Here is a 25,925-nt window from a genome sequence, read left to right as displayed (position 1 = left end):
ACGTTAATGCCACCGCTCGACGATGCGGGCGGCGAGATCGGCCGGCGCGCCCGAGGCGGCACCGGCCTGGGCCACCGCTTCGGCGGCGACCGGGTCGAAACAGCCGGACGGATCCTGGGCCAGGACCAGGCCGCCGGCGGCGTGGATTTCAAGAACCGCCGGCACCAGGCTCGCATCCGCGCCGCTGAGCACCAGCACGCCGCTGTCGGCGGGCGGCAGCGCCGCCAGCACCGCGGCCAGGTCGCCGCCGGTGAAGGCCAGGTTGCTGCCTTCCAGGCAGGCGCCCATGCCCGGCGGCAGCACCGCGACGCGGCCGGGGTAGGCCAGCTTGCCTTCCTGGGCCAGGTCGAGCGGCAGCCGGCTGGCCTTGGCCAGCTGGTCGACGAGGCGCTCGTGCTTGCCAGTGTCCAGGTGCTGGTAAAGCAGCACCGGCAGCGGCAGGTTCACCGGCAAGGCGGCCAGCAGCTGGCGCACCGCGTCGGGGCCGCCCAGGCCGGCCAGCACCAGCAGGGCACCGGCATGGGTCGCCTGGCTGGGCGGGGCGTCGTGATCGACCAGGCTCAGGCGGCTGGCCGGCTGCCCGCCACTGCCTGAAGAAGGGGCGAACGCAACGTCCACCGCGGCCTCGGGCGGCGCATCGTCCATCGGCGCCAGTTCGAGATTGCCGAAGCCGCCGAATCCACCGACCCGCGGAGCGGCGGCAGGCGGCGGGGGCGCGGGTGATTCCGGCGCGGGAGCGGCTTGCTCGGGGGCCGGTTCGACGCCGAGGTCGTATTCGGGGTCGCGGGCTTCCTGGCGCTGGTCGCTGGCTTCGAAGGCCTCGAGCTGCGCGGCCAGCGCGGCGACGTCGTCGTCGAGCGTGTCGGCGGGCGGCACGTCGTCGTCGGAAAAACTGGAGAACCTGACCGGTCCGTCGGCAAGTTCCATGTCGGCCAGCAGGGGTTCTTCGCCCGGGTCGGCCGCGCCGAGGCCGGCTTCCGGTTCTGGCTGCGCGGCGCCGTCGCCCGGGGAGCCGCCGCCGGCCAGGGCCTGTTCCAGGCCGCTGAGATCAAGGTCGAGGTCGAGGTCTTCGGCCGGCGCCTGCGCGGCACCGGGGTCCGGCGCGTCCTCGTCCCGGGGCTCGTCCGACAGCTTCGGCTGGGTCGGCACCCATTCGGACAGGTCCAGCGACTCCGAGGCGTAGTCCTCGAGCTTCGCGTCGGCCATCACGTCGGACGGCTTGGGCGGCGCGCCCGGCTCCATGCGGGAAAGGTCCATCTGCGGCAGCGGGTCGGCATCGCCCGGCACGGGTGGCAGCACGTCGGTACCGACCAGCTTGGCCGCCAGGTGGCGCGCCCAGCGGGCCAGGTCCCAGCCGTCGAGCTGGCGGGTGACTTCGGCGTCGTCGTAGAGCACCTCCACGCCGGGTTGCGCAAGCAGGTCGTCGAAACGCTCCAGGGCGTCTTCGATGGCGGGTTCCAGGCTCACCAGCACCACGCGCGGCGAATGGCCGGCGACGGTGGCGGGGTCGAGTTCGGACGGGTCGCCCTCGGCGACCAGTTCGGCGCCCAGTTCGGCCAGGGCCCGGCGCAACTGGTCGCGGGCATCACCCGGCCGGGCGAGCAGCGCAACGCGCACCGCTGCCTCAGCCATTGACCTGCTCCTGTTCGATACCCAGCATCTCGAGCACGTTCCGCATCAGCTCGACTTCCTGGTAGGGCTTGCCGAGGTAGCGGTTGACGCCGATGTCGAAGGCGCGCTGGCGATGTTTTTCACCGGTGCGCGAGGTGATCATGATGATCGGAACGTCCTTCATGCGGCCGTCCGAACGCATGTTCTGCGCCAGCTCGTAGCCGTCCATGCGCGGCATCTCGATGTCGAGCAGCATCAGGTCGGGGATGCGTTCGGCCATCTTCTCGATGGCATCGACGCCGTCCTTCGCGGTCATGACCTCAAAGTTGTGGCGCTCGAGCACGCGGCCGGTGACCTTGCGCATGGTGATCGAGTCGTCCACCACCATCACCACCGGCACGCGGTGGACCTTGGCCGGCGGCGCGGCGGCGACCGCGGCGGCCTCCGCGGCATGGTCGATCGAGGACTGGCGGCGCACCAGCGGGGCGACGTCGAGGATCACGACCACGCGGCCGTCACCCATGATGGTGGCGCCGAAGATGCCCGGGATCGAGTTGACCTGCGGACCGACCGGCTTGACCACGATTTCCTTGCTGCCCAGCACCTGGTCGATGCAGATGGCGGCGCGCAGGTCACCCGAGCGGGCCAGCAGCAGCGGCATCTGCAGGCTGTCCTGGGCCTTGGCCGTGGCATGCCCGATCAGGCGGCCCAGGTCGTGGATGGCATAGGGTTCGCCGGCGTAGCTGAAGGTGGGTTCGCCGCTGGCGAGCTGCTTGTCGAGCTCGTCGCGGGTGATGCGGCCCACGCCCTGCACCGATGCAATGGGCACCGCGTAGCTGGTGTCGCCGATCTTGACGAACACCGCCTGGGTGACCGCCAGGGTGAAGGGAAGGCGGATGGTGAAGGTGCTGCCCTTGCCCTGTTCGGAGTCGATGATGAGCGTGCCGCCAAGCTGGCGGATTTCGCTGTACACCACGTCCATGCCGACGCCACGGCCGGCCAGGCGGCTGACCGAAGCGGCGGTGGAAAAGCCGGTTTCCAGGATGAAGCCGTACAGCGCCTGGTCGGAGACTTCGGTCTCGGGCTTGAGCAGGCCACGCTCGATGGCCTTCTTGCGGATCGCTTCCTTGTCCAGGCCGCGGCCGTCGTCGCTGATCTTGAGCACGACTTCCGAACCTTCGCGCAGCACCTGCACGCGGACCGTGCCTTCCTCGGGCTTCTTGGCCTTGCGGCGGTCGGCCGGGGTTTCCAGGCCATGGGCGACGGCATTGCGCAGCATGTGTTCAAGCGGCGCGGTCATGCGGTCGAGCACGTTGCGGTCCATTTCGCCGCTGGCGCCGTCGACCTTGAGGTTGACCTGCTTGCCGGTTTCGCTGCCCGACTGGCGCAGCACGCGACGCAGGCGCGGCACCAGCGCGTCGAAGGGCACCATGCGCGTGCGCATCAGGCCTTCCTGCAGGTCCGAGCTGACGCGCGACTGCTGCAACAGCAGGGTTTCGTACTGGCGCACGAGGTCGTCGAGCGAACCCTGCAGGCTGGTCAGGTCGGCCGCGGACTCGCCCAGCGAACGCGAGAGCTGCTGCTGGGTGGTGAAGCGGTCGAGCTCGAGCGGGTCGAAGGTTTCTTCGGAGACGTCGCCTTCGCGCTGGTAGCGCGCGATGATCTGCGCTTCGGTTTCGATGTCGAGCTTTCGCAGCTGGTCGCGCAGTCGCGTGGTGGTCTGGCCGAGTTCGCCGAGGTTGCTGCGGAACGCGCCGAGCTGCTGCTCGAGGCGGGCGCGGTAGATGGCGACCTCGCCGGCGTAGTTCACCAGGCGGTCGAGCAGGTCGGCGCGGATGCGGACCTGTTCCTGCGGGGCGCGCACTCCCGACCCGTCGTCTTCCTCGCCCAGGCCTTCGATGGGCGCCGACAGCGGCGCCAGGCCGTCCGCGGACGGACCGATGGAGAACTGCGCGGCGCGGCTGATCGCCGCTTCCTCGGCTTCGGCCGCCTTGCGGTCGAGCGCCGTTTCGCGCGGCACCGCCGGCGCCTGTTCGGCGGCCGGCGCCTGTTCGGCGGCCGGTTCGCTGGCGTCGAGCGGCTTGCCCTTGGCCAGGGCATCGATTTGCGCGATCAGGTTGGCCGGCAGCGCGATGGCCTTGCGGTCGCCGACGCGGGTGACCATGACATGCAGGCGGTCGAAGGCGCGCTCGAGCACGACCACGCCGGCCGGGTCGAGTTCGCGGCGGCCTTCCGCGACGACCTCGAGCAGCGACTCCATGGCGTGGCCCAGTTCGCCGACCGGGAAGATGCCGGCCATGCGGGCGCCGCCCTTGAGCGTATGCAGGTCGCGCTGCAGGCCCACCACCAGCTCGCGGTCGGCGGGATTTTCGCGCAGGTCGGCCAGCATGCCGTCGGAATGGTCGAGCAGGTCTTCGGACTCTTCCAGGAAGATGTCCAGCAGTTCGACGTCCAGGTCGGTGGTGTCGAGCGCGGCGTCCGGGTCTTCGGGGTCCACGGCCAGGGGCACGTGGGCGCGCGAGCTGGTGTCGATTGCTTCGGCGGCTTCCGCTTCGGCTTCGGCTTCGGCAGCTTCCGGCTCGACGACCTCGGGCTCGATGACCTCGGGCTCGATGACCTCGGGTTCGATGACTTCGGGTTCGGTCACCTCGGGCTCGATGACTTCGGGCTCAGTCACCTCGGGCGCGGCGGCGTCTGCGTCGGCCGCTTCGGGCGACGTCAGCTTCTCGAGCTCTTCGAGCGACATCCCGTAGAAATCATCGGCCGGCGCGGCGGCGTCCGCCGATGCACTGGCAGCGGCTTCGGCGGCGGCAGCGGCTTCGGCAGCGGCGGCAGCTTCGGCGGCAGCGGCCTCCTCCGCCAACCGGGCTTCTTCTGCCTGGCGCGCTTCTTCGGCGGCACGGGCCTCTTCGGCGGCGCGCGCTTCTTCAGCGACACGGGCCTCTTCGGCGGCACGCGCCTCTTCGGCCAGGCGGGCTTCTTCGGCAGCGCGCGCTTCGGCTTCGGCCGCTTCGGCAGCCGCTGCTTCGGCAGCCAAACGGGCTTCTTCGGCGGCGGCCTGGGCCGCGGCTTCTTCGGCCGCACTGGCCTGGGCGGCTTCGGCTTCGCGGGCGGCCTCTTCGGCGGCTGCGGCTTCGGCGGCGGCCTCCGCGGCGGCGGATTCCGCGGCCTCGGCGTCAGCGGCCGCCTTCAGTGCGGCCTCGGCAGCCTGCAGCTCGTCGTCGGAGATCGCGTCGCCGGTGTCGGCTTCGCTGATCGAAAGCATCGGCGCCCCGCCCTCGTCGGCCGGCATGCCGGCTTCGGACAGGAAGCCTTCGAGCGAAATGCGCTCGGACTCCGGGGTTTCGCCCGGCATTTCCGCCGCTTCGCGGGTTTCGTCCCCGGTCGCGACGGAATCGTGCTCGTCGACGGGAAGGTCGAAGCTGGGCAGGCCGGACAGGTCCGGCGCCTCGAGCGCAACGGCCGTCGGCAGTTCGCCGGTGGTGTGGGCGTCGTCCGGACCCATCGGGGACAGCGGCGCCATGGCCTCGGGCATCGCATCGCGCAGCGCGGCGACCCTTGCAGCCAGTTCGGAGTAGTCGGGCATCGTCGCGCCGGGGCGCTCGAGCACTTCGATGGTCTCGCGGATGGCCGCGGCAACCTGGGACACGGTGTCCACGCCCCCCTGGTCGGGGACGACCTGGGCCGCCAGCGAGCGCTTGAGGAAGCCTTCCAGCGGCGAGGTGATGCTGGTGAGCGCGGTGACTTCGGTCATCGCGAAGGCACCGTTCATGGTGTGCACGGAGCGCAACAGCGGGTCGCTGACCGGCTGCGGCCCGCCGGCGGCGCAGGCGGCCAGCCAGGTGTCGATGGTTTCCAGGTGGCCGGCGACTTCCGGCTTGAGGATCTCGAACAGCACTGGATCGATGGCAAATCCCGAGTCCGGCGTCGGCGGCACCAGCGGGCCGGTATCTGCGTCGGCGCCTGGCACGGCGGCCTCGGCCTCGAAGACCGGCAGGTCCACCTCGGGTTCGGGCAGCACGGGCTCGACGGCGGCCGCCGGCGCTTCGACGCCGGCCGCGGACACGGGCTCGTAGAACGCTTCCTCGCCGGCCGCGACGCGTTCGGCCACGGCCTCGATGCCGGCCAGGTCGGCATGCACGGTTTCGCCCTGCAGGGCGGCACGAAGCAGCGGCAGCGTGTTGAAGGCGTTTTCGATCAGCGAGACCACCGCCGGGCTGGCGGCGCGCGTGCCGTCGAGCACGCGGTTGAGCATGGACTCGACCTTCCAGCTGAACTCGCCCAGGGTCTTGGCGCCGACCAGGCGGCCACTGCCCTTGAGGGTATGGAACACGCGGCGGATGGGCCGCAGCTGTTCCATGTTGTCCGGCTGCTTGCGCCAAGTGGGCAGCAGCTGTTCGAGGTTGCCGATTTCCTCCTGGAATTCCTCCAGGAAAACCTCGCGGATTTCGTCGTCGATCTCGTCACTGGCGCCGTCGAAACCACCGATGACGGGCAGGCCGGCGCTGGCGGTGGCGACTTCAGCTTGCGGTTCGGGTACGGGTTCGGGCGCCGGTTCCGGGGCCACGGGTTCGGGGGCCTGGGCCACGACCGGCTCGGGCTCGGGCTCGGGCTCGGGCTCGGGCTCGGGCGCAGGGGTCTCCTCGGGCGCGGAAAGCTCCGGCGGCAGCGCCAGGTCGATGCCCAGGTCGGGATAGGCGTGCTCTTCGGGCGCCACGGCTTCCGGGCCCGGGCCCGGTTCCGCTTCGGCAGCCTGCGGGACCTCCGGCTCGGCCGGCGGCGGCGCGGCTTCGACGGACGCCGTCGGCACCACCGATGCCGGCGGCGCCAGGTCTTCGGCCGGCAGCGGCCAATAACCCAGGGACTCGAGGTTCTGGCGCGCGACGTCGAGGATCTGCTCGCGCTTGGGGCGCCGGTCGCGCAGGGCTTCGAGGTAATACTCCAGGCTCGCCAGGGCGTCGGCCAGGCGGTCCATCTGCTGGCCATTGGGCACGCGGCGGCGGCGCAGCAGTTCGTTTTCGGTGAACTTGCGCACGGCGGCCAGGTACTGCGGCGCGTCCTGGATTTCCAGGATGCGCAGCGCGCCGGCGACTTCTTCGACCAGGCGCGGCACGTCGGCCAGCTGGGCGTGGTCCCAGTGCGTTTCGACGAAGGCCACGAAACACTGGCGGGCCTGGGCGAAGTTGGCGATCGCTTCCTTCACCAGCACTTCCAGCACCTGCCGCGCTTCGCTGCCGGGCAGCGTGCGTTCGGTGCTGGCCGGTTCGTCCTCGGCATCGGACTCGCCGAGGCGGGCGACCTGGTCGTCGAGCGAGGCTTCGACGTAAAGCAGGGCACCGGCGATGTCGAGCAGCGCCGATTCGTCGGCGGCGCGCTGGCCGCTGGCGATGGCGTTCATGGCGGTGCGCTGGTCCTGCACCACGCGGCGCGGCACGCCCAGGCCCAACATGCCCAGGGTGTCGGCGACGCGGTCCAGGGCCTCGGCCTGTTCGCCGAGGTCGGCCGGGGTGGCCTCCGGCGTGCGCAGGTGCAGGTCGAGTGCGTCCTTGACCCGCAGCAGGTCTTCCTTGATGGCGCCGGCGACGGTGGACAGCAGCGCCTTGTTGCGGCCGCTGAGGCTGCCCCGGGCATGCGCGAGCTCGGATTCGCTGGGCATGTACTGGCCCAGGCCGAACACTTCGCGGATCTCGCCGATGCGGCCACCTTCGGTGGGGGCATGGGCGACGAAGTACAGCAGCTGGCGGGTCAGCTCCAGCGGCGGATTGCTGCGGAAGGCGGCGTCGCCGCCCTCGGCCAGGCGCTTGATTTCCTGTTCGACCTTGGCCAGCGCCTGCTTGAGCGGCTTGCTGGCTTCGAACGCACCCTTGGCCAGGGCGTCGAGCGTGCCCGCGGCGACCCAGAACAGGCGGCGGGCGTGTTCGGCGTCGGTGATCGGCACCAGCTGTTCGCAGACGTCGGTCAGGTCGCGGATGGTGTTGGCGCTGTTGTCGTCCTTGAGCCAGCGCAGCAGCGCCGACTGGAACAGGCCGCGCATGCCGTCGGCGCGGCGGCGCAGTTCGTCTTCGGCCAGCGGTTCGGCCGGGCCTGCCGCCGACACCGGCAGCGGGCGGGAAAGGTCGGGCGAGAACAGCACCGACTCCGAGAGGCCCTTTTCGCCGCGCGGCTCGCGCAGTTCGTTGAGCAGCGGCAGCAGCACGATCGGAATGTCGCGATGGCCCGACTGCAGGCGCTCGAGGTAATCGGGCAACTGCACGATGCCGCGCATCAGCGCGGCGTAGCCCACGTCGCGGTCGGCGACCTTGCCTTCCTGCAGCGCCTTGGCCAGTTGCTCCATCTCTTCGGCCACCATGGCGGCGCCGTAGAGTTCGACCATGCGCAGGGTGCCCTGCACCTGGTGCAGGAGCGACGAGCAGGCCTTGAGCTGGCCCGGATCCTCGCCCTCTTCGACGTAGGCCTCCAGGGCCTGCCGCGCCTGGCGCAGCGTCTCGTCGAGCTCGGGCTTGACCCAGGTGAGCGTCGTGAAATCTATGTTTTCATGCAGCCTCATGCCGAGGTCCTGTCTAGGCGGGACCGTCCGGGGGGACGGCCATGCCGGTGTGTGGCCAGGGGCGGGCCGGGAAGGATGATCAACCCGGCAGCTTGAAGTCGGCGACCGAACGACGCAGGTCCGCCGCCAGCTGTGCCAGGTTTCCGATCGACTCGGCCGTCTGGTTCGCGCCCTGCGAGGTCTGGGTGGTGATCTCCTGAATCACGCTCATGGTGGCCGTGATGCTGGTCGCCGCGGTGGACTGCTGGCGGGCCGCCTGGGAGATGTTCTGGATGAGGTCGGCGAGATCGTTCGACACCTTTTCGATCTCGCCCAGGGCCAGGCCCGCGTCTTCGGCGAGTCGGGCACCGGCGACCACTTCCGCAGTCGTCTGCTCCATCGAGCTGACCGCCTCGTTGGTATCGGACTGAATGGTCTGGACCAGGGCCTCGATTCGCTTCGTGGCGTTCGAGGCGCGCTCCGCGAGTCGCTGCACTTCGTCGGCCACGACCGCGAAGCCGCGGCCCGCTTCACCGGCGGACGCCGCCTGGATGGCCGCGTTGAGCGCCAGGATGTTCGTCTGTTCGGAGATGTCGTTGATCAGTTCGACGATGGAACCAATTTCCTGGGAGCTTTCACCCAGTCGCTTGATTCGCTTCGAGGTTTCCTGGATCTGGTCACGGATGTTGTCCATGCCCTGGATCGTCTGGCGCACCACTTCGGCGCCCTTGGCGGCGATCTGCACGGAACGCTGGGCCACGTCGGCCGATTCGGCGGAGTTCTTGGAGACCTCGTCGATCGAGCCCGCGATTTCGTTGATCTGGGCCGAGGCGCTCGTGATCTGTTGCGCCTGGTGTTCCGCGGCTTCGGCCAGGTGCATGGCGGTGGCCTGCGTTTCCTGGGCCGAGGCGGCCACCTGCACGGCGGTCTCGTTGATCGTACCCACCAGTCGGCGCAGCTCGTCGACGGTAAAGTTGATCGAGTCCGCGATCGCGCCCGTGATGTCCTCGGTCACGGTCGCCTTCACGGTCAGGTCGCCTTCCGCGAGCGCGCCCATTTCGTCGAGCAGCCGCAGAATGGCTTCCTGGTTGCGCTGGTTCAGTTCCTGCGTCTCCGCGGCGCGGCGGCCCTGGTTGCGGAAGATGGTGAACAGCAGGAAGAACAGCGAAACGATGACGCCAGCGGCGCCGCCGATGGCGAAGTAGTTGTTCGGGAAGACGCGCTGGTAGTTGATGCTGTCGAAGCTGGAGAACAGCGCCTGGCTGTTTTCGAGCAGCACGTTGGATTCTTCCGAGATCTGGGTCGCCGCGCCCTGCACTTCGGCCAGGTCGGCCGAGGCGCCCAGGATGATGTCCAGGTCGGTCTGGGCTTCGGCCCAGAGCTCTTCGGCGATGCGCAGGTTTTCCCGGCCCGCGTCGGTGTTGATGCGCAGGTAGCCAGCCTCGGGGTTGCCTTCGCGGAAACCGTCGAGCACCGAGGAGAACACCGTGGCGTCGCGCGACAGCGCGTCGGCCGCGGACACCGTGCCTTCGCCGCCGGCGACGATTTCCGTCACGCGGCGCGACATGCGGTCGGCCAGCACGATCTGGCGGTTGGCGATGGAGATCTGCGAGGCCGATGCGTTGGCGTCCGACAGCGAGCGCACCACCTCGTCGAGCTGGAAGGCCAGTCGCGGCACGCGCGAAATGAACTGGTTGGCGGTGTCGGTGAGGTTGAGCACCTGATCTTCGGAGGCGTTGATGGTCTCGGCCGCCTGGGACATCGGTTCCCAGGTGTCGGTCACCTTCTCGAGCGCACTGGCGACGCCGCGGGCGTTGGGGTCGCCTTCGTAGCCCGGCACGCCCTCGGTGGTCGAGCCGGTGCGCAGGGCGGCGACGATTTCGTCGACGCGGGCCTTGGTGGCCTTGAACTCGGCGAAGGCGTCGGCGTTGCCGTCCACGGCCTCCTGGGCGTACTTCGCAAGCTGCTGCGAAAGCACCTGCAGGTCGGCGGTGAGGCCTCGCGCGTTGTTTTCCTGCTCGTTGAGGTAGCCGGCGTAGATGAAGTTGGCACCGAACAAGGCCAGCGAAATGATCAGGATGATGGTCCAGAATCGAATGCCGAAGTTGGTGAACTTGTCGGTGATCGAGCGCGAGTTAGTGCTCATGACTGAACCTCATCCCCTGATTTGAAAAACTGCAAGAACAATCTGGTTTCGTATGGCCGCGTCAGGCGGTGGCCTGGCGGAATTCGGGCGTGCGCGTCAGCAGCGACATGTTGAACACGCCCCAGGTCTGGTCGGCCAGGCGATAGGCCTGGCCAACGAAGTGGCCGTAGCGGCCGTCGACGTGGCCGGCCGCCTCGGCCCGGTGCGAATCGTTGAAGGTGCGCTGGCCGAAGAGTTCGTCGATGGTGACCGCGACGTTGCCGCCGGCCTGGCGAACGACCAGCACCCGCTGGCCCTCGTGCACGACCGTGCGCTCGCCTTCCAGGAACATCTTCAGGTCGACGACCGGCAGCAGGCTGCCGCGTACGTTGGCAACGCCCATCATCCAGTTCTGCGCCCCCGGCACCGGGGTGACCGGCGGCAGCGGCAGGATTTCGACCACTTCGTCGAAGGACGAGACCAGCCGGCGCTTGCCGAGCCGGAAGCCGACGCCGCGCCAGTGCCCCGGCGCTTCGATCATTTCGGGGCGACCTGCCTCGTGGGCCAGCGAGCGCTCTTCGTAGTCGAGCAGGACCTCGAAGGGTCCGGGGCGCTTGTTCTGGTTGGAGGAGTTCTTGGCCATGGCCGCCTCAGCCACCCGGGACGTAGGTGCGGATGGCCGAGAGCAGCTCATCGCGGGTGAAGGGCTTGGTGAGGTATTGCTCGGAGCCGACGATGCGGCCCCGCGCCTTGTCGAACAGGCCGTCCTTCGAGGACAGCATGATCACCGGCGTCTGCTTGAACATCTGGTTGTTCTTGATCAGCGCGCAGGTCTGGTAGCCATCCAGGCGCGGCATCATGATGTCCACAAAGACGATCTGGGGCTGGTGGTCGGCGATCTTGGCCAGGGCCTCGAAGCCGTCTGTTGCCGTCACGACGTCGCAGCCCTCCTTCTTGAGCAGGGTCTCGGCGGTGCGCCGGATGGTCTTGGAATCGTCGATGACCATGACCCGCAAGCCGGCCAGGCTGTTGTCGTCCATCTCACTCCCCATAACGATGCTGTCCCTGGCAATACGGGCCTCCGGGAAGCCCGCAGAATGACAGCTTATATCCCAGCCAGCGCCGAATGTGTCAAGCCGGCCGCGGATTGCGACATGGATCACGCCGTCGTCCTGCTAGTCTAGTAGCTCCCCGACGACAATGATGCAGGCGCCGATGTCCCTGGACGTGGCCGTGGTGATGGACCCGATCGGCAAGATCAAGATCGGCAAGGATTCGACCTTCGCGATGCTGCTGGAAGCCGCCAGGCGCGGGCACCGGCTGCATTACGTGCTGCCGGGCGGGCTGTGGCTCGACGCAGAGCGCCCCATGGCGCGCATGGCGCCGTTGCAGGTGCGGGACGACCCGGCGGACTGGTTCGGGCTCGGCGAGGCCGTCTCGCGGCCCCTGGCGGCCCTGGACGTGGTGCTGATGCGCACCGATCCGCCCGTGGACGCCAATTACCTGCACGACACCCTGGTGCTGTCCCTGGCCCAGGCCGCGGGCGTGCTGGTGGTCAACGACCCGGCCGGCCTGCGCGACCTGAACGAAAAACTGGCCGCCCTGCTCTTCCCCCAGTGCTGCCCGCCCACCCGGGTGGCCCGGGACCCGGCGGTGCTCAAGTCCTTCGTGACCGAACACGACCAGGTGGTGCTCAAGCCCCTGGACGGCATGGGCGGCCGCTCGATTTTCCGGGCCTCGGCCGCCGACCCGAACCTGAACGTGATCCTGGAAACCCTGACCCAGGGCGGCCGCGACCTGGCCCTGGCGCAGCGCTTCATCCCGGAAATCAAGGACGGCGACAAGCGCATCCTGCTGGTGGACGGCGAGCCGGTGCCCTACTGCCTGGCCCGCATCCCCCAAGGCGGCGAGTTCCGCGGCAACCTGGCCGCCGGTGGCCGCGGCGAGGGCCGCCCGCTGACCGACCGTGACCGCTGGATCGCCGCCCAGGTCGGCCCGGAGCTAAAGCGCCGGGGCATGATCTTCGTGGGCCTGGACGTCATTGGCGACTACCTGACCGAAGTGAACGTCACCAGCCCGACCTGCATCCGGGAAATCGACGCCCAGTTCGGCCTGAACATCGCCGGCCTGCTGTTCGACGCCATCGAGGCCCGCCGGGCCGCCGCCCGGGCCTGAGATGGCCGCCCGACCCGGCACCGGCCCCGGAGACCGGCTTGGCGCCACCCTGGCGCTGTCGGCGATCCTGTTCGGGGTGCTCATCCTGGGCGTGGGCTTCGCGCTGGACCCACCGGCGCCGGTGGCACCGACCCTGGACGTCATCCTGACCGAAACGCGCAGCGACACGCCGCCCAGGGACGCCGACTTCATCGCCCAGGCCAACAACCAGGGCGGCGGCGACAGCGACCGGGCCGAGCGGCCGCGCGAGGAACAACTGGCCCCGGTGCCCAAGCCCGACCAGGGCCTGGCCCCGGAACCCCTGGTGGCCCAGGCGCCGCCGCCCGAGCCCGAGCCGGTGCCGCGCCTGCTCACCACCACCGGCCCCAGCACCGAGGTGCTGCCCCGGCCCGAAGACCAGCGCGAAACCCCCACCGAGCCCCTGCCGACCGGCCAGGAGCTGGTGGAACAAAGCCTGGAGATGGCCCGGCTGGCGGCCGAGATCGAGCGCCGGCAGCAGCTGCTGGCCAAGCGCCCGAAGCGCAAGTTCGTGTCGGCCAGCACCCGGGAATATGAATACGCGGCCTACCTGCGCGCCTGGGTGGCCCGGGTCGAACGCGTGGGCAACCTCAACTACCCGGAAGAAGCCCGCAGCCGCGGGCTGTCGGGCCGGCTGGTGATGACGGTGGCGGTGCGCCGCGACGGCAGCATCGAAAACGTGCTGCTCAACAGTTCGTCGGGCCTGGGCATCCTGGACCAGGCGGCGATGCGCATCGTGCGCCTGGCCGAACCCTACCCGCCCCTGCCCGAAACCAGCGAACGCGTGGACGTGCTGCACATCACCCGCACCTGGCAGTTCCAGAACGGCAACGTGCTCTCGGACTGAAGTCCGTCCTGCAGATCTAGCGGGAGTCGGCGCCGAGGAGGAGGTCGATGGCGGCCATGCGGACGGGGACGCCGTTGGCGACCTGCTGGAGGATCACCGACTGCGGGCCGTCGGCGACGCCGCCGTCGATTTCGACGCCGCGGTTCATCGGGCCCGGGTGCATAACGATCGCGTCCGGGGCCGCGCGCGCCAGGCGGTCCGGGGACAGGCCGAAGTCGCGGTAATAGCCTTCCAGCGACGGCACCAGGCCCTGTTCCATGCGCTCGCGCTGCAGTCGCAGCATGATCACCGCGTCGACCCCGGCCACCGCCTCGTCGAAGTCGTGCAGCACCCGGCAGCCGGCCAGTTCCGCCTCGCCCGGCAGCAGGTTCGCCGGGCCGCAGACCCGGATTTCGCCGCAGCCCAGCGCCCGCAGCGCGTGCAGGTCCGAGCGCGCCACCCGCGAATGTTTGACGTCGCCGGCCACCAGCACCTTCAGCGCGCTGAAGTCGTCGCCCTTGAGCTGCCGCAGGGTCAGCATGTCCAGCAGCCCCTGGGTCGGGTGCGCCGCCCGGCCGTCGCCGGCGTTGATGACCCGGGTGCCCGGATTGGCGCCGGCCGCCAGGGCGGCCACCGCGCCGTCGTCGGCGTGGCGGATCACGAACAGGTCCACGCCCATCGCCTCGATGGTCTTGAGCGTGTCGAGCGCGGATTCGCCCTTCTTGGTCGACGACGTCGCCACGTCGAAGTTCAGCACGTCCATGCCCAGCCGGGTCGCGGCCAGCTGGAAGCTGCTGCGGGTGCGGGTGGACGGCTCGAAGAACAGCGTGCAGCAGGTCCGTCCCGGGTGCCGGCTGCGTGCGCCGGTGCCGGCGTGCGCGTGCGGGCGCAAGAGTTCGGCCTGGTCGAGCAGCTGGCGCAACAGCGGCGCCGGCAGGCCGTCGAGGCTCAGAAGGTGGCGCAGGCGACCATCGGACGTCAGCTGGAAATCGTGGTTCATGAGTGGGCTTCAGGCATCGGGGGAAGGTGGGAACCGGGGTCGGCCAGCCAGCGTTCGAGGATGATCACGGCGGCCAGGGCGTCGATCTGTTCGGCCTGGTGGCGCTTGCGGGTGCCGGCGGCGCGACCCGCGGCGAAGCGACGGCTGGCTTCCTTCGACGTGCTGCGCTCGTCCACCGGGTGCACCGGCAGGCCGTATCGCCGGCCCAGTTCGCGCGCGAATCCGCGGGCGCGCTGCCGGGCCGGCTGGTCGCCGCCGTCGAGCGTGGCCGGGTCGCCGACCACCAGGGCGTCGGGGCGCCATTCCCTGAGCCACTGGTCCAGGCGGGCCCAGTCCGGACCCGCCTCGCGCACGTCCAGCACGCCCAGCTCCCGCGCGGTGCCCGACAGGGTATTGCCAAGCGCCACGCCGATGCGGCGGGCGCCGACGTCGAAGGCCAGCAGGGTCACGGGGCCGGTCATGCGTGGCCGGCGTAGTCGGCAAGGCGGTCGATGTCCACGCCCAGGCAGCGCGCGGCGGCGTGCCAGCGCCCGGCCATCGGCGTGCCGAACAGCACCGCCTTCTCCGCCGGCACCGTCAGCCAGCTGTTGGCGGCCAGTTCGTCTTCCAGCTGGCCGGCTTCCCAGCCGGCGTAACCCAGGGCCACCAGCAGGTTCGCCGGCCCTTCTCCCCTGGCCGTGGACTCGAGGATCTCGCGCGAGGTGGTGACCGCCAGGCCGTTGGCCAGCCGCAGCGTCGAGGGCCAGTCGCGCGGGTCGTCGTGCAGCACGAAACCGCGGTCGGGCTGCACCGGGCCGCCGGCCAGGACATCCTGGGAGGCCAGCACGAGGTCGGCGGTCGGCAGATGCATCTGCGCCAGCATCTCGCCCAGGCTGAAATCGGAGGGCAGGTTCACCACCAGGCCCATGGCGCCGTCCTGGTCGTGCTGGCAAACCAGGGTGACCGAGCGGGAAAAATTCGGGTCGTCCAGCGCCGGCATGGCGATCAGGAAGTGCTCGGCGAGGGACCGGGGCGCGGACATGCGCGCATTCTAACGTGCGGCCGGCGCCCGCCGGCGCTCAGCGCAGGCGCAGCAGCAGCGACGGGCCGCGCAGCTTCAGGTCGAGGCGGGCATCGAGCCGGCCCGCCTCGCCATCCCGGCGGCGATCGAGCCGGATCTGGGTGCCGCCGTACTCCAGCGCCAGGCCCAGGCGCTCGAAGGGAAACCATTCCAGGCCCAGCGAGGTATCGACGATGTGTCCGCTGAGCCGGCCGCCATTGCGGGCCACCCCGGAAATCTCCGCGTACAGGCGCAGCCGGTCGTTCACGGCGTGCCGCCAGCCCAGGGTCAGCAGCGGGGCGAAGGCTCGGTCGTCGCTGGCCACCCGCCCGTCCACCATCACTCCGTCGACGCTGGCTTCGCCCTCGAAGAGGGTGCGCACCCGGTAGTGCGCGACGCCCAGTCCAAGCCCCCAGACCATTTCGCCCTCGCCCAGCCACCAGCGCCAGGTGGCGCTGGAGAAGTCGTAGTCGAAGCGGCTGCTCAGTTCGGCGGCGGCGGCGTAGGTGCGGCCGTCGTACTGGATTTCCCGGGCCAGGCGCATGCGGTTGCCGCGCTCGAAGCCGAAATATTCAAGGCCAAACCCGCTGTGCTCGCCCACCAGCAGGTCCAGCCGTGCCTGGGTGACCGGCTGGCGCCTGTCCAGGCCGAGGTCGCGCTCGAGGTTGACGCGCCCGCCGGCGCTGTAGTCGCCGCTCTGGGCACGCGCTCGCAGCGTGGTGTCGGTGTGGGTGTCGAAGACCCCCAGGGACAGGCTCCATGCGTCGAGCGGACGCAGGGTCGCGGCGCCGGACGAACCCGACGCCGCCAGCGCGAGGGCAAGGACCGCCGTCCTGGCAGGCAAGACGACTATTTGACTTCGGACAGCTCCACGCCGTCCAGGCCCTGGCTGAGGGTGCGGGCATCGCCACCCTGTGCCAGCTTGATCTTCAGGCGGACTTCGTTGGCCGAGTCGGCGAAGCGCAGGGCGTCTTCGTAGCTGATCTCGCCGGCCTGGTAGAGCTCGAACAGCGCCTGGTCGAAGGTCTTCATGCCCAGGTTGGTCGACTCCTTCATGACGTCCTTGATCTTGTGGATCTCGCCGTCGCGGATGTAGTCCTGGACCAGCGGCGTGCCAAGCAGGATTTCCATCGCGACCCGGCGCGCCTTGCCATCGGGGGTGGGAATGAGCTGCTGGGCGACCACGCCCTTGAGGTTCATCGAAAGGTCCATCAGCAGCTGGCTGCGGCGGTCTTCCGGGAAGAAGTTGATGATGCGGTCCATCGCCTGGTTGGCGTTGTTGGCGTGCAGGGTGCACAGCACCAGGTGGCCGGTTTCGGCGAAGGCGATGGCGTGGTCCATGCCTTCGCGGGTGCGTACCTCACCGATCATGATGACGTCGGGCGCCTGGCGCAGGGTGTTCTTGAGCGCGGCCTCCCAGCTGTCGGTGTCGATGCCGACTTCACGCTGGGTGATGATGCAGCCCTCGTGCTTGTGCACGAACTCGATCGGGTCTTCGATGGTGATGATGTGGCCCGAGGAGTTCATGTTGCGGTAGCCGATCATGGCCGCCAGCGAAGTGGACTTGCCGGTGCCGGTGGCGCCGACGAACAGGATGATGCCACGCTTGGTCATCGCCAGGGTCTTGATGACCGGCGGCAGCGACAGTTCTTCCACCGTCGGGATGCGCGTTTCGATGCGGCGCAGGACCATGCCGACCTGGTTGCGCTGGTAGAAGCACGACACGCGGAAGCGGCCGACGCCGGACACGCCGATGGCGAAGTTGCACTCGTGGGTCTTTTCGAACTCCTCGCGCTGCGAGGGGTTCATCACGTTGAGCACCAGGTCGCGGGACTGCTGCGGCGTGAGCGGGTTCTGGGTGATGGGCGAAAGCTTGCCGTTGACCTTCATTGACGGCGGCACGCCCGCCGTGATGAACAGGTCGGACGCCTTCTTGTGCGCCATCAGTTTCAGGAAGGAGGTGAAATCAATGCTGCTCATGCTAGCTCCTGATTGCCCCCGGGCCTTGGCCCGGGGAACGTGTCACGCGGCGTCCTGCCAGCCCCCTTCCGGCGGGGACGTCAGTCGAAAAGCTTCTTTTCCTTGGCGTAGTCGCGCGCCTGCATCTTGGTGACCAGGCCGCGCTTGACGATGTCCTGCAGGCACTGGTCGAGGGTCTGCATGCCGTACTGCTGGCCGGTCTGGATGGACGAGTACATCTGCGCGACCTTGTCCTCGCGGATAAGGTTTCGGATGGCCGGCGTGGCCACCATGATCTCGTGCGCCGCCATGCGGCCGCCGCCCACCTTCTTGAGCAGCGACTGCGAGATGACCGCGCGCAGCGACTCGGAAAGCATGGAACGCACCATCGGCTTCTCGCCCGCGGGGAAGACGTCGATGATGCGGTCGATGGTCTTGGCCGCCGATGAGGTGTGCAGGGTGCCGAACACCAGGTGGCCGGTTTCCGCCGCGGTGAGCGCCAGGCGGATGGTTTCCAGGTCGCGCATTTCGCCGACCAGGATGTAGTCGGGATCTTCGCGCAGCGCCGAACGCAGGGCTTCGTTGAAGCCGTGGGTGTCGCGGTGCACTTCGCGCTGGTTGACCAGGCACTTCTGCGAGGTGTGCACGAATTCGATCGGGTCCTCGACGGTGAGGATGTGGCCGAACTCGTTCTTGTTGATGTGGTCGACCATCGCGGCCAGCGTGGTGGACTTGCCCGAACCGGTCGGACCGGTCACCAGGATCAGGCCCTGGGGCTGGTTGATCAGCTCGGTGAAGATCTTGGGCGTGGCCAGCTCCTCGAGCGAGAGGATCTGGCTGGGGATGGTGCGGAACACGGCGCCGGCGCCGCGGTTCTGGTTGAAGGCATTGACGCGGAAGCGCGCCAGGCCGGGGATTTCGAAGGAGAAGTCGACCTCGAGGAATTCCTCGAAATCGCGCCGCTGCTTGTCCGACATGATGTCGTAGACCAGCGCGTGCACCTGCTTGTGGTCCAGCGCCGGGATGTTGATGCGGCGGACGTCGCCGTCCACGCGGATCATGGGCGGCAGGCCGGCCGACAGGTGCAGGTCGGAGGCCTTGTTCTTTACCGAGAATGCCAGAAGTTCGGCGATGTCCATTACTGTGTCCCCTTGGCGCTTGATCGGATGGGCGACCGCACGTTCCCGGGGCAGTATAGCGCCAACCACAGAAGGCAATGCCACCCATGGAAACGCCGGAACAGACCCTACGCGGTGTCCTGCAAACCATTGAAAACGCGGCAAAGCTGGCGGGCCGGCCACGGGCCGTCCGGCTGCTGGCCGTCTCCAAGACCCGGACCGCCGGCGAGGTGCGTGCCCTGGCCGCCGCCGGCCAGCGCGCCTTTGGCGAGAATTACGTGCGTGAAGGCGCGGACAAGGCCGCCGAACTGGCCGCGCTGGGCCTGGAGTGGCATCTGATCGGCCACCTGCAGTCGAACAAGTGCCGCGAGGCCGCCGGGGCCTTCGACTGGGTGCAGTCGCTGGACCGGCCCAAGCTGGTGGCGGGCCTGGACCGGGCCCGCCCCGCCGGCAGGCCGCCGCTGAACGTCCTGGTGCAGGTGAACGTGGACGGCGAAGCCAGCAAGTCCGGCTGCGCGCCCGAAGACGTCGGGGCCCTCGCCGGGCTGGTGGCGGGCGCATCGAACCTTCGCCTGCGCGGCCTGATGGCCATCCCGGAACCGCATCCGGATCCGGCGCGGCGACGCGCCACGCTGCGGCGACTGCGCGCCCTGTTCGACCAGCTTGCCGCCGACCACCCCGGCGTCGATACCCTGTCGATGGGCATGAGCGACGATTTCGAGCTCGCCATCGCCGAAGGCGCGACCATGGTGCGCATCGGCACCGCGCTGTTCGGGCCGCGCCCGACGCCTGCCCACGACTGACCCCATCCAAGGACAAGGAGCCCCCATGACCCACGACACCCTGGCCTTCATCGGCGGCGGAAACATGGCCCGCAGCCTCATCGGCGGCCTGGTCGCCCGCGGCCGGCCGGCCGCATCCATCCACGTCGCCGAACCGCAGGAAGCACTTCGCCAGGCGCTGGCCGGGGACTTCGGCGTGCAGGTGCACGCCACCGCCAGCGACGCCGCACGCGACGCCGGCACCTGGGTGCTTTCGGTCAAGCCGCAGGTGATGCGCAGCGTCTGCGCCGAGCTGGCCGCCCTGGCCGCCCGTTCGAAACCGCTGGTGGTGTCCATCGCCGCCGGCGTCACCACCGCCCGGATCGACCAGTGGCTGGGCGGCGGCCAGGCCGTGGTCCGCACGATGCCCAATACCCCGTCGTTGCTTGGCGCCGGCGCCACCGGCCTGTACGCCAACCCGCGCGTCACCGCCGCCGGCAGGGAACTGGCCGGCTCGCTGATGTCGGCGGTTAGCCTGGCGGCCTGGATCCCGGACGAAGCCCAGATGGACGCCGTCACCGCCGTGTCGGGCAGCGGCCCGGCCTATGTGTTCCTGCTGGCCGAAGCCATGCAGGCCGCCGGCGTGGCCCAGGGCCTGGACGCGGACACCGCCCGCGACCTGGCCAACCAGACCCTGCTTGGCGCGGCCCGCATGCTGGTGGAAACCGGTGAGGACGCGGCCACCCTGCGCAAGCGGGTCACCTCGCCCGGCGGCACCACCCAGGCGGCCATCGAGAGTTTCGAAGCCAACGGCCTGCGCCGGCTGGTGCACGATGCCGTCGCCGCGGCCGCCCGGCGCGGCCGCGAGTTGTCGGAAGGCTCATAGGAGCGCGATGATGCAGGCCCGTCTGCAAGGAGCACGACCATGCGCCTGAGGTCCTGGCTTGCCGTTGCCCTCCTGTTCACGCTGTCGCTGCCCGCCGCCGCCAACTCGAAGCGCGTGGGCGACCTGCGCGTGTACTTCAATGCCCTGCCCACCACCGAACTGACGCCCGAGGTCGCGCGCCAGTACGGCATCACCCGTTCGGCCAACCGCGCCTTGCTGAACGTCTCGGTGCGCCGCGGCGAACCGGGTGCCGACGTCGCCGTGCCGGCGAAGGTGCTGGCCGTGGCCACCAACCTGGCCGGCCAGCGCAACGGCGTGTCGTTGCGCGAGGTGCGTGACGGCGAGGCCCTGTACTACCTGGGCAACGTCCCCATCAATGGCCAGGACACGCTCACGTTCGAGATCGAGGTCATCGTCCAGGGCCAGGCGCCGATCAAGGCGTCCTTCAGGCAGGAGTTTTTCCCCCAGTGAGCCTGCTGCTGGTTCGCCACGGACAGGCGAGCTTCGGGGCCGCCGACTACGACCAGCTCTCCGAACGCGGGCAGGTTCAGTCGCGGCGCCTGGGCGACTGGCTCGCCCAGGGCGGGCACCGCTTCGAGGCGGTGGTGGTGGGCGGCATGCGCCGGCACGCCCAGACCGCGCAAGGCGTGATCGACGCCTTCGCCGAACGTGGGCTGCCCCTGCCTGAAGCCGTCAGTGACCCCGGCTTCGCCGAATTCGACCACCAGGCGGTGTTCGGCGCCTTCGTCGAACGCAACGCCGGCAGCCCGGTGGTGCTGGCCAGCCGCAGCGGCCAGCCGCGCGACGTCGCCGCCATGCTGCAGGCGGCGCTGCTGGCCTGGGCCCGCGATGAACTGCCGGGCATGCCGGAAACCTGGCAGGCCTTTGGCGACCGCGTGCGCCGGGCGGGGCAGGGCCTGCAGGCGCTGGCCGGCGACGGCGAGGTGCTGGTGCTCAGCTCGGGTGGTGTGATTTCGCGCCTGGCGCAGATGGCGCTGGACGTGCCCGTCGAACGCGCGGTCGAACTGAACCTGTCGCTGCGCAACAGCGCGGTGAGCGAATTCCATCCGCATGGCCCGCGCTTGCGCCTGGGCAGCTGGAACGCCCTGCCGCACCTGCACGGCCAGCGCGAACTGTGGACCTACTATTGAGGCCGGCATGAAGCAGACGTCGTCGCTGTTCACGTTTTCCGACCGGTCGCTGCAGCTGCAGGCGGACGTCGCGCGATTCGTCGCCGACCGCATCCTGCCGGCCGAAGCGGGTTTCGCCGCCCACGCCGCCGACCCGGCCACGCGTTGGTCGATCCCGCCGCAGCTCGAAGCCCTGAAGGCCGACGCGCGGGCGCTGGGGCTGTGGAACCTGTTCCTGCCCGACGCCGACCGCGGCGCTGGCCTGAGCAACCTCGACTACGCCCCCATCGCCGAACTCACCGGCCGTTCCCTGCACGCGCCCGAAGTCTTCAATTGCAGCGCGCCCGACACCGGCAACATGGAAGTGCTGATGCACTTCGCCACGCCGGAACAGCAGGAACCCTGGCTGCCGCGCCTGCTGGCGGGCGAGATCCGCTCGGCCTTCGCCATGACCGAACCGGACGTGGCCAGTTCCGATGCCACCAACATCGCCCTGCCGATCGTGCGCGAGGGCGACCACTACGTCATCAGCGGCCGCAAGTGGTGGACCACCGGCGCCGCCGACCCACGCTGCGCCATCCTCATCGTCATGGGCGTCACCGAGCCCGACGCGCCGGCGCACAAGCGCCAGTCCATGGTGCTGGTGCCGATGGATACGCCGGGCGTGCGCATCGTGCGGCCGCTGACGGTATTCGGCTACGACGATGCGCCGCACGGCCACGTCGAGCTGGCCTTCGACAAGGTGCGCGTGCCGGTGGTCAACCGCCTGGGCGCGCCAGGCAGCGGCTTCGAGATCGCGCAGGCACGGCTGGGGCCGGGCCGCATCCACCACTGCATGCGGCTGATCGGCCTGGCCCAGCGCGCGCTGGAAGCCATGGTCGAACGTGCGCGCCAGCGCGAGGCCTTCGGCAAGCCGCTGGGCGGCCACGGCATGGCCCAGGAAGCCATCGCGCTGAGCCGCTGCGAGATCGAACAGGCGCGCCTGCTCACCCTGCAGGCGGCCGCGGCGCTGGACGCGCACGGCAACAAGGGTGCGAAGGACCTGATCGGCATGATCAAGATCGTCGCGCCGCGCATGGCCTGCCAGGTGATCGACCGCGCTATCCAGATCCACGGCGGCGGCGGCCTGTGCCAGGACCATTTCCTCGCCCAGGCCTACGCCGGCGCCCGCAGCCTGCGCCTGGCCGACGGCCCCGACGAAGTGCACATCGCCTCGCTCGCCCGATCAATGCTGCGCACGCCGAAGGGCGAATCGTGAGCTTTCCGGAACAGGCGCTGGCCACCTACCTGGAATCGGCGGTCGCCGGCTTCCGGGGGCCGGTGGTGGCGACGAAGTTCAAGGGCGGGCAGTCGAATCCGACCTATCTGATCGAAGCGGGCAGCGGGAAGTACGTGCTGCGGCGCAAGCCCTCGGGAAAGCTGCTGCCGTCGGCGCATGCGGTGGACCGCGAGTTCCGCGTGCTGCAGGCGCTGCACGGTGGACCGGTGCCGGTGGCCGAGCCGCTGCACCTTTGCACCGACGAATCGGTCATCGGTTCGGTGTTCTACCTGATGGCCTTCGTGCCCGGGCAGGTGCACTGGGATCCGTCGCTGCCGGAAATGACGCCGCAACAGCGCGCGGCGCACTACGAAGCGATCATCGCCGCGCTGGCGGCCCTGCATGCCCTGGACCCGGCGGCGATCGGCCTGGGCGACTACGGCAAGCCCGGAAACTATTTCAGCCGCCAGATCCATCGCTGGTCCGAACAGTACCGCGCCAGTGAAATCCAGCCGATCCCCGACATGGACGCGCTGATGGCGGCGCTTGAACAGAGCTGCCCGGCCGACGACGGCCGGGTTGCGCTGGTGCACGGCGACTTCCGCATCGACAACCTGATGTTCGCGCCCGGCGAAGCGCGCCTGCTGGCCGTGGTGGACTGGGAGCTGAGCACCCTGGGCCATCCGCTGGCGGACCTGGGTTATTTCTGCATGGCGCTGCGCCTGCCGCGCAACCCCGCCCTGCCCGGCCTGGCCGGCATGGACCGCACTGCGCTGGGCATCCCGGAGGAAACGGCGCTGCTGGCGCGCTATTGTGAGCTGAGCGGCCAGCCGGTGCCCGCCGACTGGCCCTTCGTGCTCGCCTTCAGCTTCTTCCGCCTCGCGGCCATTGCCCAGGGTGTCGCCAAGCGCGCCCAGCAAGGCAATGCCTCGAGCGAACAAGCCGCCCAGGCCGGCCAGATGACCGCCCTGCTGGCCAAACTCGGCGTGCAGGCGCTTCGGACTTAGTTTTTCGATCCCGCCCAGGCGTGGATGTGGCGCGCCATTTCGTTCAGGCCGTCGGTGAGGGCGGCCGGGCCGGGCTGGAGGATGATGGGCGACTTGATTTCGTGCAGCTGGCCGTCGCGTACCGCCGGCACGTTTTCCCAGCCGGGACGCTCGGCCACCTTGCGGGGCTGGAATTTCTTGCCGCACCAGGAACCGAAGACGATGTCGGGGGCGCGCGCGATGATCTGCGCGTCGTCGGCAAGGATGCGGTGTTTGGCCAGCGACTGCGCGGCCAGCTCCGGGAAGATGTCGTCGCCACCGGCGATGCGCACCAGTTCGGCCACCCAGCGGATGCCGCTGATGCGCGGCTCGTCCCACTCCTCGAAATACACCTTCGGCCGGCGCGGCAGCGTCGCCGCCTGCGCCGCGACGGCATCAATGCCGGCCTGCAGCCGGTCGGCGTAGGCCACCGCCATGTCGGCCGCGCCGACCATCGCGCCCAGGCGGCGCACGTAGTCGACGATGCCTGCGACGCTGCGGTGGTTGCTTATCCAGACCTCGACGCCCTGGCGGATCAGCTCGGCGGCGATGTCGGCCTGGATGTCGGAAAACCCGATCACCAGGTCCGGGTGCAGCTTCAGGATTTCGCCGACCTTGGCGCTGGTGAAGGCGCTGACCTTCGGTTTTTCCTTGCGCGCCCGCGCCGGCCGCACCGTGAAACCGCTGATGCCGACGATGCGGTCCTGTTCGCCCAGGGCGTACAGGACTTCGGTGGGCTCCTCGGTGAGGCAGACGATGCGGCGCGGACCGGTGCTCATGGATACAGCAGCCGCTTGGTCCAGGCCTCGCCGATGCGTTCGTAGTGGTGGCGTTCGTGCAGGCGGTAGCGCGCGCCGTACCAGAACTCGATGCGCTCGGGCACCACGCGGAAGCCCGACCAGTGCGGGGGACGCGGCACGTCGCCGCCCTCGAACTTCTTTTCGAAGGCCGCCACCCGTGCTTCGAAGGTTTCCCGGGACGGCATGGTCTGCGACTGCAGCGACGCCCAGGCACCAATCTGGCTGGGTCGCGGCCGGCTGGCGAAATAAGCGTCGGCCTCGGCCAGGGACACCGGTTCCACCGTTCCTTCGACCTTCACCTGGACCTGGTCGCGCAGGGTCTTCCACAGCAACAGCAGGGCCGCGTTCGGGTTGTGCGTAAGCTGCTGGCCCTTGCGGCTGTCGAAGTTGGTGTAGAAGACGAAGCCACGCCCGTCGAATGCCTTCAGCAGGACCGTGCGCGCCGACGGCCTGCCTTCGGCATCGGCGGTGGCCAGGGTCATGGCTGTCGGCTCGGGGTCGCCGGCCTCGGTGGCTTCGGCCAGCAGCGTGGTGAAGGTGGCCATCGCCTCGGCCAGCAGCGGATCGGTGGCGGTCTGGGTCGCGTCGGTCATCGTGGGTTCCTCGGGCTTGGCGTATTGTCGCGCCGATGAGTCCTCCTTCCCAGCCCATCGCCGGCCACCATCACCCCGACTTCATCGCGGCGCGCCTGGCCGATGGCCTCGCCCTGCCCGCGCGCATTCCCGTTTATGGCCTGACCGGCCTGCAGGGCACGGGCAAGTCCACCCTGGCCGCCGACATGGCTGCGATGGCGCGCCGGCGCGGCCTGCCCGTGGTGGTGCTGTCGATCGACGACTTCTACCTGGGCCGGCGCGAACGCCAGCGCCTGGCCCGCCAGGTGCACCCGCTGCTGGCCACGCGCGGCCCGCCGGGCAGCCACGACCTGGCCCTGCTGGTGGAAACCCTGGACGGCCTGCGCGCTGGCCGGCGGGTCGCGCTGCCGCGCTTTGACAAGATCGCCGACCGCCGCCTGCCGCCATCGCGCTGGCCGCGGGCGCCGGCGGGTGCAAGGCTGGTGGTGTTCGAAGGCTGGTTCCACAAGGTGCCGGCCGAAGTCGAGGCGGCGCTGGCGGAACCGATCAATGCGCTCGAGCGCGATGAAGACCCCGACGGCAGCTGGCGGCGCTACTGCAACCAGGCGCTGGCCGCTTACGGTCCCGTCTGGGAACGCATCGACCACCTGGCCTGGCTGCGCGGACCTGGTTTCGAGGTGGTGCCGGAATGGCGCTGGCAGCAGGAATGCACGCTGCAGGCCGCCAACCCGGGACGCCGCGCGATGACACGGGCCCAGGTCGAACGGTTCGTGCTGTTTTTCGAACGGGTCAGCCGTCAGGCGCTACGCACGCTGCCGGCCATCGCGGACGAGCTATTCACGCTCGACGCCGCGCGTCGCCTGGTCAGCTGACAACGAAACTCACGCGCATGTTCACGCGCCACTCGGTGATGCTGCCATCGTCGCTGGTGATGACCTTGACCTCGTTCACCCAGGCACCCTTGATGCCCTTGACGGTGCTGGCGACCTTCTTGAGGCCCAGCTGCACGGCATCCTCGACGCTCTTGCCGGAAGACGACGAGACTTCGATCACTTTGGTTACGGTACCCATGGTGCTTCTCCTCTTACATGAGTGA

Annotated in this window: 23 protein-coding genes; 9 read left to right on the top strand and 14 right to left on the bottom strand. The window is 69.5% G+C overall.

Annotation, left to right across the window (positions count from 1 at the left end; genetic code table 11):
* Window positions 1-3 precede the first annotated feature (3 nt).
* The 5 genes from IEX13_RS12860 to pilG form a co-directional block, all read right to left on the bottom strand.
* Entirely contained in the window at window positions 4-1,632 is a 1,629-nt protein-coding gene (locus tag IEX13_RS12860; protein ID WP_188665077.1) for a chemotaxis protein CheB, read from the bottom strand.
* Window positions 1,625-8,158 carry a FimL-related protein gene (locus IEX13_RS12855; RefSeq protein ID WP_188665074.1) on the bottom strand — a complete coding sequence of 2,178 codons (6,534 nt, stop codon included), beginning with the start codon at window positions 8,156-8,158 and terminating at the stop codon, window positions 1,625-1,627. The genes IEX13_RS12860 and IEX13_RS12855 overlap by 8 nt, the downstream gene beginning before the upstream one ends.
* Before the next feature lie 79 nt (window positions 8,159-8,237).
* Window positions 8,238-10,283 carry a methyl-accepting chemotaxis protein gene (locus IEX13_RS12850; protein WP_188665071.1) on the bottom strand — a complete coding sequence of 682 codons (2,046 nt, stop codon included), beginning with the start codon at window positions 10,281-10,283 and terminating at the stop codon, window positions 8,238-8,240.
* Between the two features lie 61 nt (window positions 10,284-10,344).
* Window positions 10,345-10,905, bottom strand: a complete 561-nt coding sequence (locus tag IEX13_RS12845; protein WP_188665068.1) for a chemotaxis protein CheW — start codon at window positions 10,903-10,905, stop codon at window positions 10,345-10,347.
* 7 nt (window positions 10,906-10,912) lie between these two features.
* A complete protein-coding gene (gene pilG / locus IEX13_RS12840; RefSeq protein WP_034221726.1) occupies window positions 10,913-11,302 on the bottom strand; it encodes a twitching motility response regulator PilG in 390 nt (129 codons plus the stop codon).
* A 175-nt stretch (window positions 11,303-11,477) separates the two neighbouring features.
* On the opposite strand from pilG, the gene gshB reads away from it, so the two are divergent.
* Together gshB and IEX13_RS12830 are read left to right on the top strand one after the other, a co-directional pair.
* Window positions 11,478-12,437, top strand: coding sequence for a glutathione synthase (gene gshB / locus IEX13_RS12835; protein ID WP_188665065.1), 960 nt, complete (start codon window positions 11,478-11,480; stop codon window positions 12,435-12,437).
* Between the two features lies 1 nt (window position 12,438).
* Window positions 12,439-13,302 (top strand): energy transducer TonB, encoded by an 864-nt coding sequence (locus IEX13_RS12830; RefSeq protein WP_188665062.1) that lies wholly within the window; start codon window positions 12,439-12,441, stop codon window positions 13,300-13,302.
* A 16-nt stretch (window positions 13,303-13,318) separates the two neighbouring features.
* On the opposite strand, the gene IEX13_RS12825 is transcribed toward IEX13_RS12830, so the two are convergent.
* The 6 genes from IEX13_RS12825 to IEX13_RS12800 all read right to left on the bottom strand — a co-directional run bounded on the left by IEX13_RS12825 (window position 13,319) and on the right by IEX13_RS12800 (window position 18,418).
* Window positions 13,319-14,281 carry an aspartate carbamoyltransferase catalytic subunit gene (locus IEX13_RS12825; protein ID WP_188665059.1) on the bottom strand — a complete coding sequence of 321 codons (963 nt, stop codon included), beginning with the start codon at window positions 14,279-14,281 and terminating at the stop codon, window positions 13,319-13,321.
* Window positions 14,278-14,742 carry a Holliday junction resolvase RuvX gene (gene ruvX, locus IEX13_RS12820; protein WP_188665056.1) on the bottom strand — a complete coding sequence of 155 codons (465 nt, stop codon included), beginning with the start codon at window positions 14,740-14,742 and terminating at the stop codon, window positions 14,278-14,280. Before ruvX ends, IEX13_RS12825 begins: the two co-directional genes overlap by 4 nt.
* Window positions 14,739-15,302, bottom strand: coding sequence for a YqgE/AlgH family protein (locus tag IEX13_RS12815; RefSeq protein ID WP_188665053.1), 564 nt, complete (start codon window positions 15,300-15,302; stop codon window positions 14,739-14,741). The genes ruvX and IEX13_RS12815 overlap by 4 nt, the downstream gene beginning before the upstream one ends.
* A 37-nt stretch (window positions 15,303-15,339) precedes the next feature.
* Window positions 15,340-16,164, bottom strand: coding sequence for a hypothetical protein (locus IEX13_RS12810; RefSeq protein ID WP_188665051.1), 825 nt, complete (start codon window positions 16,162-16,164; stop codon window positions 15,340-15,342).
* A 5-nt stretch (window positions 16,165-16,169) separates the two neighbouring features.
* Entirely contained in the window at window positions 16,170-17,300 is a 1,131-nt protein-coding gene (locus IEX13_RS12805) for a PilT/PilU family type 4a pilus ATPase (protein WP_188665048.1), read from the bottom strand.
* Between the two features lie 80 nt (window positions 17,301-17,380).
* Window positions 17,381-18,418 (bottom strand): type IV pilus twitching motility protein PilT, encoded by a 1,038-nt coding sequence (locus tag IEX13_RS12800; RefSeq protein ID WP_188665045.1) that lies wholly within the window; start codon window positions 18,416-18,418, stop codon window positions 17,381-17,383.
* Window positions 18,419-18,504: 86 nt separating this feature from the next.
* Here IEX13_RS12800 and IEX13_RS12795 point away from each other — a divergent pair, with 86 nt between their 5' ends.
* The 6 genes from IEX13_RS12795 to IEX13_RS12770 are packed head-to-tail and all read left to right on the top strand — an operon-like array spanning window position 18,505 to window position 23,439.
* A complete protein-coding gene (locus IEX13_RS12795) occupies window positions 18,505-19,200 on the top strand; it encodes a YggS family pyridoxal phosphate-dependent enzyme (protein WP_188665042.1) in 696 nt (231 codons plus the stop codon).
* A gap of 25 nt (window positions 19,201-19,225) precedes the next feature.
* Window positions 19,226-20,044: a pyrroline-5-carboxylate reductase gene (gene proC, locus IEX13_RS12790; protein ID WP_188665039.1), complete on the top strand. Its 819-nt coding sequence runs from the start codon at window positions 19,226-19,228 to the stop codon at window positions 20,042-20,044.
* Window positions 20,045-20,083: 39 nt separating this feature from the next.
* Complete coding sequence (locus IEX13_RS12785) at window positions 20,084-20,515, top strand: DUF4426 domain-containing protein (protein ID WP_188665036.1); 432 nt, start codon at window positions 20,084-20,086, stop codon at window positions 20,513-20,515.
* Window positions 20,512-21,195 carry a histidine phosphatase family protein gene (locus IEX13_RS12780; protein WP_188665033.1) on the top strand — a complete coding sequence of 228 codons (684 nt, stop codon included), beginning with the start codon at window positions 20,512-20,514 and terminating at the stop codon, window positions 21,193-21,195. Before IEX13_RS12785 ends, IEX13_RS12780 begins: the two co-directional genes overlap by 4 nt.
* A 7-nt stretch (window positions 21,196-21,202) precedes the next feature.
* Window positions 21,203-22,432, top strand: a complete 1,230-nt coding sequence (locus tag IEX13_RS12775; protein WP_188665029.1) for an acyl-CoA dehydrogenase family protein — start codon at window positions 21,203-21,205, stop codon at window positions 22,430-22,432.
* Window positions 22,429-23,439 carry a phosphotransferase gene (locus tag IEX13_RS12770; RefSeq protein WP_229668548.1) on the top strand — a complete coding sequence of 337 codons (1,011 nt, stop codon included), beginning with the start codon at window positions 22,429-22,431 and terminating at the stop codon, window positions 23,437-23,439. The genes IEX13_RS12775 and IEX13_RS12770 overlap by 4 nt, the downstream gene beginning before the upstream one ends.
* Here IEX13_RS12770 and IEX13_RS12765 read toward each other — a convergent pair.
* Complete coding sequence (locus tag IEX13_RS12765; protein WP_188665026.1) at window positions 23,436-24,236, bottom strand: ABC transporter substrate-binding protein; 801 nt, start codon at window positions 24,234-24,236, stop codon at window positions 23,436-23,438. The genes IEX13_RS12770 and IEX13_RS12765 overlap by 4 nt on opposite strands.
* Window positions 24,233-24,850: a pyridoxamine 5'-phosphate oxidase gene (gene pdxH / locus IEX13_RS12760; RefSeq protein WP_188665023.1), complete on the bottom strand. Its 618-nt coding sequence runs from the start codon at window positions 24,848-24,850 to the stop codon at window positions 24,233-24,235. The genes IEX13_RS12765 and pdxH overlap by 4 nt, the downstream gene beginning before the upstream one ends.
* A 35-nt stretch (window positions 24,851-24,885) precedes the next feature.
* Here pdxH and IEX13_RS12755 point away from each other — a divergent pair, with 35 nt between their 5' ends.
* Entirely contained in the window at window positions 24,886-25,701 is an 816-nt protein-coding gene (locus IEX13_RS12755; RefSeq protein WP_188665020.1) for a kinase, read from the top strand.
* Here IEX13_RS12755 and IEX13_RS12750 read toward each other — a convergent pair.
* Entirely contained in the window at window positions 25,694-25,900 is a 207-nt protein-coding gene (locus IEX13_RS12750; RefSeq protein ID WP_188665017.1) for a dodecin family protein, read from the bottom strand. The genes IEX13_RS12755 and IEX13_RS12750 overlap by 8 nt on opposite strands.
* Between the last annotated feature and the right edge of the window lie 25 nt (window positions 25,901-25,925).

This window comes from Arenimonas soli (genome assembly GCF_014643775.1).
Taxonomy (GTDB): Bacteria; Pseudomonadota; Gammaproteobacteria; order Xanthomonadales; family Xanthomonadaceae; genus Arenimonas; species Arenimonas soli.
This window is presented reverse-complemented; position numbering and strand designations above follow the sequence as displayed.

Bases quoted from the DNA above. Each gene is read 5' to 3' on its own strand.
- IEX13_RS12765 (WP_188665026.1), bottom strand. From the start codon at position 24,236: ATGAGCACCGGTCCGCGCCGCATCGTCTGCCTCACCGAGGAGCCCACC.
- IEX13_RS12830 (WP_188665062.1), top strand. From the start codon at position 12,439: ATGGCCGCCCGACCCGGCACCGGCCCCGGAGACCGGCTTGGCGCCACC.
- IEX13_RS12805 (WP_188665048.1), bottom strand. From the start codon at position 17,300: ATGAGCAGCATTGATTTCACCTCCTTCCTGAAACTGATGGCGCACAAG.
- IEX13_RS12845 (WP_188665068.1), bottom strand. From the start codon at position 10,905: ATGGCCAAGAACTCCTCCAACCAGAACAAGCGCCCCGGACCCTTCGAG.
- IEX13_RS12855 (WP_188665074.1), bottom strand. From the start codon at position 8,158: ATGAGGCTGCATGAAAACATAGATTTCACGACGCTCACCTGGGTCAAG.
- IEX13_RS12785 (WP_188665036.1), top strand. From the start codon at position 20,084: ATGCGCCTGAGGTCCTGGCTTGCCGTTGCCCTCCTGTTCACGCTGTCG.
- IEX13_RS12750 (WP_188665017.1), bottom strand. From the start codon at position 25,900: ATGGGTACCGTAACCAAAGTGATCGAAGTCTCGTCGTCTTCCGGCAAG.
- IEX13_RS12825 (WP_188665059.1), bottom strand. From the start codon at position 14,281: ATGAACCACGATTTCCAGCTGACGTCCGATGGTCGCCTGCGCCACCTT.
- IEX13_RS12850 (WP_188665071.1), bottom strand. From the start codon at position 10,283: ATGAGCACTAACTCGCGCTCGATCACCGACAAGTTCACCAACTTCGGC.
- pilG (WP_034221726.1), bottom strand. From the start codon at position 11,302: ATGGACGACAACAGCCTGGCCGGCTTGCGGGTCATGGTCATCGACGAT.
- IEX13_RS12795 (WP_188665042.1), top strand. From the start codon at position 18,505: ATGGAAACGCCGGAACAGACCCTACGCGGTGTCCTGCAAACCATTGAA.
- pdxH (WP_188665023.1), bottom strand. From the start codon at position 24,850: ATGACCGACGCGACCCAGACCGCCACCGATCCGCTGCTGGCCGAGGCG.
- IEX13_RS12800 (WP_188665045.1), bottom strand. From the start codon at position 18,418: ATGGACATCGCCGAACTTCTGGCATTCTCGGTAAAGAACAAGGCCTCC.
- IEX13_RS12860 (WP_188665077.1), bottom strand. From the start codon at position 1,632: ATGGCTGAGGCAGCGGTGCGCGTTGCGCTGCTCGCCCGGCCGGGTGAT.
- IEX13_RS12775 (WP_188665029.1), top strand. From the start codon at position 21,203: ATGAAGCAGACGTCGTCGCTGTTCACGTTTTCCGACCGGTCGCTGCAG.
- IEX13_RS12815 (WP_188665053.1), bottom strand. From the start codon at position 15,302: ATGTCCGCGCCCCGGTCCCTCGCCGAGCACTTCCTGATCGCCATGCCG.
- proC (WP_188665039.1), top strand. From the start codon at position 19,226: ATGACCCACGACACCCTGGCCTTCATCGGCGGCGGAAACATGGCCCGC.
- ruvX (WP_188665056.1), bottom strand. From the start codon at position 14,742: ATGACCGGCCCCGTGACCCTGCTGGCCTTCGACGTCGGCGCCCGCCGC.
- IEX13_RS12755 (WP_188665020.1), top strand. From the start codon at position 24,886: ATGAGTCCTCCTTCCCAGCCCATCGCCGGCCACCATCACCCCGACTTC.
- gshB (WP_188665065.1), top strand. From the start codon at position 11,478: ATGTCCCTGGACGTGGCCGTGGTGATGGACCCGATCGGCAAGATCAAG.